The sequence below is a fragment of the Hyphobacterium vulgare genome, from assembly GCF_042643335.1.
GTDB classification, from domain to species: domain Bacteria; phylum Pseudomonadota; class Alphaproteobacteria; order Caulobacterales; family Maricaulaceae; genus Hyphobacterium; species Hyphobacterium vulgare.
Map to the genome: position 1 here is coordinate 122,498 of NZ_JBHRSV010000002.1, position 13,084 is coordinate 135,581.

General features: G+C 65.8%; 6 protein-coding genes. 5 read left to right on the forward strand and 1 reads right to left on the reverse strand.

The window, feature by feature from the left end; all coding sequences use genetic code 11:
* Positions 1 to 6 precede the first annotated feature (6 nt).
* The gene (locus tag ACFOOR_RS04610; RefSeq protein WP_343164993.1) at positions 7 to 3,354 is read right to left on the reverse strand and encodes a S8 family serine peptidase; all 3,348 of its coding nucleotides are present in this window, start codon (positions 3,352 to 3,354) and stop codon (positions 7 to 9) included.
* Positions 3,355 to 3,535: 181 nt separating this feature from the next.
* Here ACFOOR_RS04610 and ACFOOR_RS04615 point away from each other — a divergent pair, with 181 nt between their 5' ends.
* From ACFOOR_RS04615 to ACFOOR_RS04635, 5 genes are all read left to right on the forward strand, one after another.
* Entirely contained in the window at positions 3,536 to 5,641 is a 2,106-nt protein-coding gene (locus tag ACFOOR_RS04615) for a reprolysin-like metallopeptidase (RefSeq protein ID WP_343164992.1), read from the forward strand.
* Positions 5,642 to 5,706: 65 nt separating this feature from the next.
* Complete coding sequence (locus ACFOOR_RS04620; protein WP_343164991.1) at positions 5,707 to 7,851, forward strand: reprolysin-like metallopeptidase; 2,145 nt, start codon at positions 5,707 to 5,709, stop codon at positions 7,849 to 7,851.
* Positions 7,852 to 8,005: 154 nt separating this feature from the next.
* Positions 8,006 to 10,108 carry a reprolysin-like metallopeptidase gene (locus ACFOOR_RS04625; protein WP_343164990.1) on the forward strand — a complete coding sequence of 701 codons (2,103 nt, stop codon included), beginning with the start codon at positions 8,006 to 8,008 and terminating at the stop codon, positions 10,106 to 10,108.
* 122 nt (positions 10,109 to 10,230) lie between these two features.
* Positions 10,231 to 12,345, forward strand: a complete 2,115-nt coding sequence (locus ACFOOR_RS04630; protein WP_343164989.1) for a M12 family metallo-peptidase — start codon at positions 10,231 to 10,233, stop codon at positions 12,343 to 12,345.
* Between the two features lie 17 nt (positions 12,346 to 12,362).
* On the forward strand, positions 12,363 to 13,037 hold the full coding sequence (locus tag ACFOOR_RS04635; RefSeq protein WP_343164988.1) for a hypothetical protein: 675 nt from the start codon (positions 12,363 to 12,365) through the stop codon (positions 13,035 to 13,037).
* The last annotated feature ends 47 nt before the right edge of the window (positions 13,038 to 13,084 follow it).

Here is a 13,084-nt window from a genome sequence, read left to right on the forward strand (position 1 = left end):
CCCCTATTACTGCGTCCGCACCGCGACGCCGGTCGCCCCGACCGTCGCCGGGGTCGCGTTGGTGAAAGTCACGAATACCCGGTTGGTTGACGGGGTGAAGGCAACCGCACCGGTCGACCGCACGAAGATGGAGAAGGTGCGCGTTTCGTTGGCCGCGAAATTGACCGCCACCGTCGGCGTCCGTCCGGTCAGGCAGGCCCCGGTCGCCGGATTGGTCTCGCACATGTCGATCGTCAGTGGCAGGGAAACCCCGCCCGTACCCGGCGTGATCGTGACGGTTTGGGCCGCCCCGATATTCACCGCCGCCACGGAAAAGGCCCGCGCGCCATTGAGCGGAACATCGAGAATGCCGTTCGCCGTCGGCGTGGCGGCGATCGAGACGATGTCCGCGGTCTGGACCGCAGAGGCGGTCAGCGTGACGGTGGTGACGCCCGGGATCGGATCGGTCGGGCGGATATCGTCGCACAGGAAGACCGGAGCCAGCACGGCACCATTCATCGCCGCGCCGGGCGTCATCGACAGCACATAGGTCTGGCTGCCCCCGGACGCGAGACTGACCGTGTCTCCATTGTTTCCGACCGGTGCATTCGTGCCCGGATCGGTCCGCCGGAAGGTGAAAGCACCGTTGAAACTGGCCGGTGCCTCGATGCGGCAATTCGTGCCACCGGCACCGAAGCTGGCGGGATTGATGACGGTCGCAAAGGCGGTCGCGGTGTTGCCGACCGTCACCGATCGCGCATTCGGCAGGACCGCGGCCCGCAGGCGATGGGCCGGATCGGGGCCCTGCGCCCAGGTCAGGCTGAACAGGCCCTGCGCCCCGCCTGTACCGTCGAGGGCGATGTAATAGGTCGTGCCGGACGCGGCGGTGAAGTCGATCGACCCGGAGGCCGATTGCGAAATCGCCGTGCCGCCATGGCTGTTCGCACTATAGGACGCCAGAAGTGCCGCCGAACCGCCGGTCGCGGTGAACGCCACAGGCCCGCTGGCCGGGGCCTGCCATGCAAACCAGACCGACGCGCCGCCCGCAGTACCGCCGTGCTGCGACTCGCCCGTCTCGAGTGTTGCATTGACGTTGGAAGCGGAAACCGAGCCATTGGCACCGGCAAGCGTCTCCGCGCTCGCCAGATTGTCATTGGCCGGAGCCGCCAGCATGCCGACCGACAGATTGGCGTTGCCGGACGCGCCGTTATAGCCATCGACCGCAATCCGGTAGGTCGTGCCTGCGGTGGCCGTAAAGTCGACCCGGCTTTGCGTGTTGGACGGAAAGGCGATGTCGTCATTCTGTCCGACGACGCTCAGAGCATTCACCGCCGAACCCGTATAGACACCCATCATCGTGTCGAAGCCGGCGCTCTGGGTTTCGGCACGCACCTGACCCGATACGGGAGCCGTCCAGCTCCACCACACCGAAGCGCCGCCACCACTGACGTGGTTGGGCTCACCGCTTTCCTTGGTCGCCGCACTGTTGTTGAACGCCACGACCTGACTCGGTTGGGTCAGGACCAGCGCATTCGCGAAATTGTCGTTCACCGGCGGAGCTATGCTGACCGCGAGCGATGCCGCCACCTGCAGGCCCGGCGACGCGCCGTTGGCGGCAAAGGTGATCGTTCCGAGATAGCTGCCGCCCGACAGACCGGCCGGATTCACGCTGGCGCGAACGATCACGCTGTTGCCCGCCGCGAGGGAACCGGATTCGGTGTCGGATGCTGAACCGCCCGGACCGTCGGCCCCGCCGCCTCCAGCAACAATCTCGAGAACGATCCAGTCGGCACTGCCCACCGCCTGCCAGGTGATCGAGGATCCGCTCGTATTCGTCAGCGTGTATTCGCGGCTGCCATAGTTCGAACCGTCGCTGCCACTGCCCGATGCGCTGAACGCGATCAGCGGGCTCACCGTCATCACACCGGCAACCGTGCCGCCACTGTTCGCGGCCAGCTGCGCATCGGCAAGGTCGACGCGAATGCGCGGCGAGGTGATGTTGTTGTTGCCATTGGTCACCGGAATACCGGTCGCTTCGAGCGCATTCTCGATCGCATCCATGCTGGCCGTGGGCCGGCTGGCACGCAGCAGCGCGATGGCGCCGGCCACATGCGGCGTCGCCATCGACGTGCCGCTGATGGACCGGGCCCGGCCGGGCAGCGTGTCGTCGATGGTCGGCGCGGCCGCATTGATCGACACGCCCGGAGCCAGCACATCGACCATGGTGGCTGAATTCGAGAAGCTGGCGAGAACATCGCTGTCGTTGGTTGCCCCGACCGTGATCGCGGGTTCGACACAGCCCGGAGCACCGATCGCGTTACTGAAGCCGTTATTGCCCGAAGCGATCGCTGTCGCGACACCGGCGGTGCGCAGGTTGTTTATCACGGCAAAGCGCGAGTCCGTGTTGCAGAATGCGGTGAAGGTTCCTCCGCCCAGACTCATGTTGATCGACGCCAGCGCGAACGTCGTCCGGTTCGTATAGAGCCATTCGAGCGCGGCCAGCTGGTCGGTGGAATAGCTGAGTGCGCACGGAACGGATGACCCGCAATCTCCCGAGTTGGTGAAGCGCGAAAACACCTGCACCGCGATGATGTTGGCACCCGGCGCGACACCAATCAGCGTATCGCCCGTACCCGGGTCGACGAAGCTGGCGCCCGCGGCAATGCCCGCAACGTGGGTGCCGTGTCCGCACCCGGCAATCGGCGTTTCCGTGTCGCCCGTAAAGGCACAGTCATCGCCGGCACCCGGCGTGGTCGTGTCGGTCGGCGCGCCCGCAGGGCAAAGGCTCGTCGAGCCGCTGGCTGTCGTCGAGAAGCAGGCCGAAGCCGTAATGCGGCCTGCAAACATCGGGTGTTCGTGATCGACGCCGGTATCGAGGATCGCCACGGCCACGCCGGCCCCGGTATTGCCGCCATTGTGCAACGCGGTCGCGCCGATCAGGGGCACGCTCACATTCAGGTAGGGACGGGACAGTTCGTCGGCTTCGATCCGGCGAACGCCTTCGTCTTGTGAAAGCCGGGCGATCTCGTCCCGGTTCAGCTCCATCGCCAGAACGGGGGTGTACCGGAATTCGCGGGCGATGCGCGGCTGGTCCGAACCCGGAGCCGCCTCTGCCATGCGTGCCGCCGGAACACCGAACACCCGCATCATCACGGCATTGCTGACCGCGCTGATCGTGGCGGACGCCGCGTCCGATTCGATGCCGGCCTCCGCAGCGTCAGAGGCGCTTGGCGCTGCCAGCCAGACGATGACACGGGCGCGCTCGCCGGCATCAAGTTGAGCCTCCGCACGATCATCGAGTGTCACGGGCGCGGCGAGCGCCACGGACGCGAACGCGAAAAGCGCGGCAAGCGCGGCGAACAGGAAACGGAACATGGAACCCCCCGAATGGTCGATCAATGGACCGCAATCATCGGGCGGTCGTCGCCCATGTTACGCAAACCGGTGTCGCCGTCCAGCAAATGCGGCGCGTCACTTGTCCGTGAGAAACGGCAAGCCATGAGACATTGGTGGCGCTTGAGGGTTAGCGTGCCGCAATACGCTGACGGGATACCTCATGCTGATCTTCCTGACTGCCCTCCTCGCCGCCAGCCCGGACACGATCACCGCCCCCGGCCTGCCTGACGACAGTCTCGCACTGCGGCCCGGCGCCGTGACCGAATTCGTCTCGCCCGAGGGAGGGCGCTGGCCGCTGACCGTGTTGCGGTCCGAGCTTCAGCCCTCCGGTACCGAAGTCTGGGTGGCCCGGGTCGGCGAGGCAGGGGCCTTCCATCGCGCCATCGTCACGTCCGGACACGGCGCCGTTTTCGGCTGGATCTCGACTCCGGAAGGCGACTGGCAGATCGCCCCGGTCGAGGCGGGCGGGACCTCGGTGGCTCAGCGCGCCGTGCTGGCCGACGACGCGCCGCTGAACGATGTGCTGCGCGGCTTCCCGCAAGCACGGCGCGCGCCGTCCCCGGATCGTCCCGCTGAAGCATCCGCCGTGCCTGTCGGCTCCAACGGCACGGTCGATATCGCCGTCGTCTACACCGAGGGGATGGAAAGTTTCTACGGACTCGGCGTCGTCACGCGCGCCCAGCACCTGATCAATGTCCTCGACCAGGCCCTGATCGACAGCGACACGGGATTGCGCGTCCGCATGGTCCACGCCCAGCCGCTCGGCGTGCCCTGGATTGAGCAGACCTCGACACTCGAAACCATCGACGACCTCGTCGCCGGGGCCAGCTTCGGCCATCCCGGCACATCGGCCGACGTGTTCGGCACCTGCGAAGCGACGGCCGGATTGCAGTGCAACAATGACGGCGACCTGTCCCACCTCTACGCCATGCGCAACGGCAAGGCCGCCGACATCGTCATCATGCTGCGCCGCTACTGGCGCCACGAACAGACCTATTGCGGCGTCGCCTATCTGCCCGGTGCCGGCGCGGTCGGATCGATCGATCCCGCGAGCGACCATGTGCTCGGTGTCGCGGTCACCGGCGACGGACCCGACGCCAACGGGACCGGAGCGAGCTGCGGCGACCTGACTTTCGCGCACGAGATCGGACACAATCTCGGCTCGCATCACAATGTCGAGAATGCCGGCGGTCAGTTCGGCCTGTTCACATACTCCTACGGTCACCGTGTTGACTGCAGCTTCCGCACGATCATGGGCTATCACTCGTCACGATCCGGGGTGAGCTGCCCCAATGGCGGCCAGTTCGAGACCTGGATTGCGGCCTTTTCGAACCCGGACCGCCTGATCTGCAGGGGTGAAGCTTGCGGCATCGCGGCGGATCGGCCGGCAATGGCTGGCGCGGACGACAACACGACACCGGCCGACAATGCCCGCTCGATTCGTACCGAAGGCTGGCGCGTGCGTGAATACCGCGACCCGCCCGCGCCGGCGGTCGTGACGGCGGTGCTGCCGTCCAGCCGCGCGGTCGGGACCGGCGTGGCGGCAACCGCCTTCGTCACCATCGTCAATCCGGCTTCGACGGGAAGCACCGCGACCGCCTGCGGACTGCGCGTCCACGCTGGCAATTCAGGCGGCAGCTTCAGCTACCAGACCACAGATCCGGCGACCAATGCCATTACCGGTACGCCCGACACGCCGGTCGATATTCCGGCCGGAGCCAGCCAGAGCTACGTCATTGCGATCTCCCGCACCTCCCTGACCAACCAGGCCGAAATCCGGATCGACGCGCAATGCGCCAACCGGATCACCCAGACCGTGATCCCGGGGCTGAACACGCTCCTGTTCACTGCCTTGCCGTCGGTTGGGCCCGACATCATCTCCGTGGCGGCCACCAGCGGCTCCCCCGGTCGTCTCTCAATCTCTGCTCCGGGAGCCACCGGAGCGTTCGCTGTCGCGGTCACCAATGCCGGCGCGCCAGGTGACATCCTGTTCACAGCCCGGGCGGCAACAGGCGCTCAAGGAGTGGGACAGATCCACATTTGCCGCACCGACCCGGCAACCGCGCAATGCCTCACGCCGCGCCTGTCTGAACTTCCCCTGACGCTGGGCGCGAACGAAACCGCGACCTTTTCGGTCTTCGTCACGGCCACCGGCAGCATCGCAAATCAACCGGCCGCCAACCGCATCCTGTTCCAGGCGGCCGGCGCTTCGACCGGCCGCATCGTCGGTTCGACGAGCGTCGCGGTGCGAACGGAACCGGAATAGATTCCTCTGTCCAAGACTCGGATTTCCGAATAGTTTTCCCCTCACCAAGGGGGAGCACGGTTCAGATGAAATCTCTAGTTGCCGCACTGTTTGCGAGCGTATCCTTCGCCGGCCTGGCACAGGCCGACGACATGTTCTCGACCGTCCGCGCAGTCGCATCGGACGATGGCGCGACGACATTCGAGTTCGCGCGCCTCGACACCAGCGTCATGCAGATGCAACCGGGCGAAACCGTCACGATGAATTTCGGGGCCGGTTACGAGGTTGAGCTCGACCGCATCCAGAGCCAGGCGCTCGGCGCCCGCAGCTGGGTGGGCCGCATCGAAGGCCAGGGCCTGCTGAACCGGGTCATCATCACCGAGATGAACGGAACGGTCTTCGGCCGAATCTCGACGCCGGAAGGCCTGTGGTACGTCATTCCCGAAGGCAATGGTCATCGCATCATGCAGATGCCGGCCGGCCTCGAGCAGCGCTACCGCGTCAACGACACGATCCGCATCACGCCTGAAGCCATCGCGGCCGCCATGGCCGAATCCGGCGAGGAGCCGGTCGTGGGTGAAGATGTCCCGGTCGGGTCGAACGGCATCGTCGACGTCGCCGTCTTCTACTCGCAGAGTTTTGAAACCCAATGGGGCATGACGTCCGGCGCGCGGGTGCAGCACCTCGTCGCGGTGCTCGATACCGCCCTGGTCGACAGCGACACCGGCATGCGCGCTCGCCTGGTCTATACCGGCCCGGTGACCTTGACCGAGGACGATGCCGACCAGGCCCAGAACCTGGCCAACCTCTCGGGTCTGACGGGCGACGAGGCCCCCACCATCACCCAGGACCTCAGCGCGCTGCGGGCCTACCGCACCTCGCATGGTGCAGACCTCATCGGTATCATCCAGCTGACCCAGGACGGCCATGGCGGCTGCGGCATCGCCAACATTCTCGGCGCGCCGGCCTCGAACGGTGACATCAATGCGAGCTGGGCCAACCAGGCCTATTCGGTGACCGGCGACTGGTATGGTGCCGGCGGCGGATTCTGCTCAGACATCACCTACGCCCACGAAGTCGGCCACAATCTCGGCATGGCTCACAATGTCGAGGACGCCGGCGGTGTCGGCACCGGGGTGCGCACCTTCGCCCACGGCCATCGCCAGGATTGCGACTTCATCACCATCATGGCCTACCCGACCAATGGCGGCGCCTGTCCCGGCGGCGCGCCGCGCACGATCGGCAACGAGATGGAAGCGACCTGGTTCTCCAACCCGTCGCTCACCCTTTGCCCGAACGGCCAGGCCTGCGGTATCGCAGCCCCGGGTGAGGTCAGCGGCGTGCTGACCAACGATCCGGCCGACAACGCCCGCGCTGCCCGCGAGGAAAGCAAGGACGTCGTCCTGTTTTCCGCCGAAGCACCGCGCGTCGTGTCCTCGGTCCTGCCGATTACCCGGTCGGTCCAGAATGGTGTGACGGCGACAGCCTTCGCCACCATCATCAATCCGGCATCGTCGGGCTCGACAGCGACCGGTTGCGGCCTCCGTCTCGGCGGAGCAACTCCGGCGCAATTCTCGTATCAGACGACCAATCCGGCCACGAACGCCGTCACGGGCACGGCCAATACCCCGGTCGATCTCGCAGCTGGCGGGTCTCAGACCTTCGTCTTCTCGGTCACCAGTGCGGCGACCTTCGACGACAATACCGGCCTGACCGATCCGTCCGCGAATGACGAGCGCAACCTCTTCATCGAGGCTTTCTGTACCAACCGCCGCTCGGCGGAATTCACGCTGGGCCTCAACACGCTGACCTTCACGTCCAGCGTCGCGGCTCCGGCTGACGTGATCGCCCTGGCGGCCACGGTCGGCAGCTCCGGCACTGTGGTCGTACCCGTTACCGGCAACCGCACGGGCGTCTTCTCCGTGGCCGTCACGAATGTCGGCGCCAGTGCCAGCATCACCGCGATGCCCGATCTCGGTGGCCGCAATATTCTCGGTGTCCAGGCGCTGGAGATCTGCCGCACCGATCCGGGCACGGGTGCCTGCATCACCCCGCGGGCTGCATCGCAGACGCTTACCCTGAACACCAATGACACTGCGACATTCGGTGTGTTCGTTCGCGGGCTGGGCGAGCCGATCGAATTCCTGCCGGCGTTCAACCGCGTCTTTGTTCGCTTCAACGAGGGCGGCGCGTCCCGCGGCGCGACCAGTGTCGCGGTCCGCACGCCGTAATTGCCGGAATGGCGGGGGTTCGCAGACGAGCCCCCGCCGCCTCCCGGTTTGTCAGAGCGCACAACATTTGATGGCAATTGTCCCGATTTCACTCGCCGGGTGAGTTCCGCTGCCCTATGATCCCGCAAAGGGAAATCCAGGGGAGAAATATCCGATGATGCGTTTTGTTACGGGTTCGGCCATCGCGCTTGCCCTGTCCGCCGGTGCCTTGGCCGATGACATGTTCGTCGGCACGCGCACCGCAGCGTCCGATAACGGATTCGATGTGACCGAGTTCGACCGTCTGTCTCCCGGCGTGATGCGCATGCAACCGGGCGAGACGATCGATCTCAATTTCGGCAGCGGGTACCAGGCCGTGCTCAACCGCGTCGACACGCAGGAACTCGGCGGTCAGGTCTGGGTCGGTGAACTCCTCGGCGATGGCGTAGACCGCCGCGTGATCCTGACCGAATTCAACGGCGCCATCTTTGGCCGCGTGAACGCGCCGGACGGCGAATGGTACATCCTCTCCGACGCCGTCGGCCGCCACCAGATCATGCGCATGCCCGACAATGCTGTCGGCATCTACAACGAACACGACGCCATTGTCCCGAATGCGACCGATGTGATGCGCGCGCTCGCCGAACGCGAAGCCGCCGAAGGTCCGCAAACGGCCGAGGCCGTTGCGGTTGGCTCGAACGGCACGATCGACATCGCATTGTTCTATTCGGAAAGCTTCGCAAGCCAGTGGGGGATTTCGACCGGCGGACGGGTGCAATACCTGTTTTCCATCCTCGACCAGGCCCTGATCGATTCCGACACCGGTCTGCGCGCCCGCCTGGTTCAGCTCCAGCCCGTCTCGCTGACCACCGACAATGCCGACCAGTCGGTGACGCTCGGCAATCTCTCGGGCTTCGGCCCGAACGGTAACGGCTCCGGTGTCACCCAGGATCTGTCGGCCCTGCGCAATACCGGCGCGACCTATGGCGCGGACCTCGTCGGCATCCTGCAGCGTTGCCAGGCCAGCCTCGGCTCGGCCGGACTGGCCTATGTTCTCGGTGGCGGAGACGACGACATTTCCGCCAGCGATGCGGTCGCTGCCTATTCGGTGTCCGCAGACTGGATCGATGGCGAAGACGCCAATCTGAACGATGGCTTCTCGCTGTGTACCGACCCGACATTCGCGCACGAAATCGGTCACAATCTCGGCTTTGCCCACGACCGCAACAATTCCGGCGCCGGATCGGGCGTCCGTGACTACGCCCACGGCTTCATCGTCGCCGGTTCGTACCGCACGATCATGGCCTATCCGAGCGGGCAGTCGGGCGAACAGCAGATGCTGGTCTTCTCCAATCCCGAAATCTCCACCTGCCGCAACAATTCGGCCTGCGGCTCGGCGACGGAAGACACCGCCCGCGCGGCGCGCGAGGAATCGCTGAACATCGTCAACTTCCGGGCGGAAATTCCGCGCGTCGTCTCGGCGGTCCTGCCGGTTACCCGTTCGGTGGTCAACGGCGCTCCGGCGACGGCCTTCGCGACCATCATCAACCCGGCCTCGTCCGGCTCGACGGCGACCGGCTGCGGCTTGCGTCTTGCCGGTTCGACGGGCTCGCAATTCTCCTATCAGACGACCACGCCGGCCAATGCGCTCTCAGGCGCCGCCAACACCCCGGTCGACATCCCCGCAGGCAACGCCCAGAACTTCCTGTTCTCGGTCACCAGCGCTTCGACCTTTGCCGACAACACCCCCGCCATTCCGGGCTTTCCGTCGGCCAATGACGACACCGACCTCTTCATCGAGGCCTTCTGCGCCAACCGCCGCTCCGCGGAATACACGCTCGGCCTCAACTCGCTCACCTTCTCGTCTTCCGCATCGGCGACCGCCGACGTGATCGCACTGGCGGCCACGATCGGAAACACGGGCCGGGTCGATGTTCCGACCACGGGCAACCAGGTCGGCGTTTTCTCGGTAGCGGTCAGCAATGTCGGCACCGGGGCTTCGATCACGGCCACGCCGGACCTGGGTGGCCGCACGATCGCCGGCGTCAACACGCTGGAAATCTGCGTCACCGACCCGGGAACAGGCGCCTGCACAACGGCGCGCGCAGCGTCGCAAACGCTGACGATCAACAACAATGCAACGGCGACATTCGGCATCTTCGTGCGCGGCAACGGTACGGCGATCGACAATGATCCGGCGCGCAACCGGGTTTTCGTGCGCTTCACCCAGGGCGGGACCGAACGCGGGGCGACCAGCGTCGCGGTACGCACGCAGTAATCCTGCAACCACAGGCGGAATAAGGCGGGCGGGCATCTATGCCCGCCCGCTTTCGCTTGTTATGCTACCCTCTGGTGCACGCGCATACGCGTCAGGGCGTTTTCAATCGGGGAGTTTTTTTGATGTTCAGAACCACCATCATGGCGGCGGTGTCCGCTCTGGCCCTGGCGGCCGGCGCCCATGCCGAGGACATGTTCCGCAATGTTCAACCGGTTGCGGCCGCCGATGAAGGCCTGCCGGGCGCGATTGAATTCGGCCAGTTGAATTCCGCTGTCATGGACATGCATGCGGGCGAGCGGATCGATCTCAATTTCGGCGCCGGCTACGAGGCCGAGCTCGACCGTGTGACGGTCGGCGATCTCGGCGCCCGGACCTGGGTCGGCCGTATCGCGGGCCAGGACATCCGCAACCGCGTCATCATCACCGAGACCAATGGCTTCGTCTTCGGCCAGATCAACACGCCGGATGGCACCTGGAACATCGTGCCGAACCGCACCGGCGGGCACCGGATTTTCCAGCACCATCCCGATGCGACGGTCCCGGAATGGGGCGATGACGGCATCCCGACCGGCTATATCCCGGAAGACGTGATCGAGAATTCACCGCTGATGTCCGACGATCCGGCGACCGACGAAGCGGTCGCTGTGGGCTCCAACGGCACGGTCGACATCGCGGTCTACTACACGCAGTCCATGGTTGATCTCTGGGGTCTCGCCGTCGGCGCGCGCGTCCAGTTCCTCGTCGCCCTGCTCGACCAGGCCCATATCGACTCCGACACGGGCATGCGGGCGCGACTCGTCAATCTCGAATTTTTCGCAGCGAGCGAGACCGCGTCGAACAGCTCGACCCTGGGCGACCTGCAGGATGGCGTGGGCGACAACACGGTCGGCGCGAACGGCCAGGACTTCCGCGCTTTCCGCGATGTCCGCGACGCCAAGGGCGCCGACCTTGTCTCGATCCTTCGTCACTATGACCGCAACACGCATGGCAGCTGCGGCGTCGCCTATGTGCTCGGCGGCGGCAGCGGTTCGATTTCGGCCAGCACCGCGGCCTTCGGCGTATCGGTCAACTCCGACTGGATCGACGTGAACTGGACGGGCACGGGCGGCTACAGCTTCTGCACCGACCAGACCTTCGCGCACGAAATCGGTCACAACACCGGCTTTGCCCACAATCGTGAAGATGCCGGCACCCCCGGTGTGCGGGCCTTCGCCTATGGCCACCGCGTCGATGGCAATTTCCGGACGATCATGTCCTATTCGAGCGGTACCGGCGAAAGCCGCGTGAACTATTTCTCCAATCCGGAGATCAATCTCTGCCCGTCCGGCGCGGCCTGCGGCATCTCTCATGACACCACGCCCGGCGACAGCGCCGACAACGCCCGCGCCGCACGCGAGGAAGGCCGTGACATCACCGAATTCCGGGAAATCGCGCCGCGTGTGGTCTCGGCGGTTCTGCCGGTGACCCGTTCGGTTGTGAACGGCACCGCCGCGACGGCATTCGCAACGGTCATCAATCCGGCGGCGAATGCCACGACGGCGACCGCTTGCGGCCTTCGCCTGGCCGGCGCGTCCGCTTCGCAGTTCAGCTATCAGACGACGAATTCCTCCAACGCCCTGACCGGCACGGCGAACACGCCGGTCGACATCCCCTCGGGTGGGGCCCAGAATTTCGTCTTCTCGGTCACCAGCGCGGACACTTGGGCCGACAATGGCCGTTCGCCGGTGTCGAGCGATTTCGACGAGACCGACCTGTTCATCGAGGCCTTCTGCACCAATCGCCGTTCGGCGGAGTACACGCTCGGCCTCAACTCGCTGACCTTCTCGTCCTCGGCGACGGCTCCGGCCGACGTGATCGCGCTCGCCGCGACGGCGGGCAATACCGGCCGCGTCGAAGTGCCGACGACCGGTAACCAGGTCGGCGTCTTCTCGGTTGCCGTGACCAATGTCGGCGCCGATGCGGTGATCAACGTGGCCGCCGATACCGGTGGCCGGGCCCTGAACATCCAGAATATCGAGGTGTGCCAGACCAACCCGACCACGGGCGCCTGCACCACGTCACGGGCAGCGTCGACCTCGCTGACCCTCAACAACAATGCCACCGCCACCTTCGGCATCTTCGTCCGCGGCAATGGCAGCGCGATCGACAATGACCCGGCCCGCAATCGCGTCTTCGTCCGCTTCACCGATGTCGGTGGCGAGCGCGGCGCGACCAGTGTCGCGGTCCGCACCCAATAAGGAGGGAGACACTCCCGATGACCTTGCGCTTCACTCTGACGACATTCCTGGCCTCGGCGGCGCTCATCGCGCCGGCCGCGGCCGATGTCAGCGCCGAACGCAATGGCGACACCTGGCAGGTCAGCGCGTCAGGTGAGAACCTGAGCGAAGTCCTCACGGCCATCCGGGACGAGGCGGGTTTCCGCCTCGTCGGTCTGGACCGCCTCGAGGAAGACCCGGCGATCGATGCCGAACTGGAAGGCTCACTCGCCGAGGTCGTGTCGCGCCTGCTTCAGGGCTATGACTACGCCGTCGTCTATGGCGAGACGCCAGAAACCGAAGGCCAGATCCAGCGCATCGTCCTGCTGTCGGGCCGTGCCGGCACCGCGCCGGACGACTCCCAGCGGATGGCTCCGCGGCGTCTCGACAACGAGGTGACGGAAGAGGACGGTGAACGCGTCAGCGCCATGCTGGCCCGTCAGGTCCAGCCGCTCGTTGATGCGGACAATGGCGTGGAGACAACCACGGTCGCGTCCAACACCGTCGCCTCCGCCAGTAACGCCGATTCGCCGTCCGGCGATGGCGGGACGGGCGATGACCTTGAGCTCGACCCGGAGACCCAGGCCCAGCTGGCCGAGGCCACCCGCCGCGCTCAGGCCGACCTCGAGGCGCTGGTGAATTCGCTGCGCGCGCACGAAAACGGCAACGATTAGGCTGCTTCGAGCCGCACTGCATGGATCAACGCCCCGCCCCACCGGCG

Excerpts from the sequence above, each read along its gene's own strand:
- ACFOOR_RS04610 (WP_343164993.1), bottom strand. The coding sequence starts at position 3,354 with ATGTTCCGTTTCCTGTTCGCCGCGCTTGCCGCGCTTTTCGCGTTCGCG.
- ACFOOR_RS04615 (WP_343164992.1), top strand. The coding sequence starts at position 3,536 with ATGCTGATCTTCCTGACTGCCCTCCTCGCCGCCAGCCCGGACACGATC.
- ACFOOR_RS04620 (WP_343164991.1), top strand. The coding sequence starts at position 5,707 with ATGAAATCTCTAGTTGCCGCACTGTTTGCGAGCGTATCCTTCGCCGGC.
- ACFOOR_RS04625 (WP_343164990.1), top strand. The coding sequence starts at position 8,006 with ATGATGCGTTTTGTTACGGGTTCGGCCATCGCGCTTGCCCTGTCCGCC.
- ACFOOR_RS04630 (WP_343164989.1), top strand. The coding sequence starts at position 10,231 with ATGTTCAGAACCACCATCATGGCGGCGGTGTCCGCTCTGGCCCTGGCG.
- ACFOOR_RS04635 (WP_343164988.1), top strand. The coding sequence starts at position 12,363 with ATGACCTTGCGCTTCACTCTGACGACATTCCTGGCCTCGGCGGCGCTC.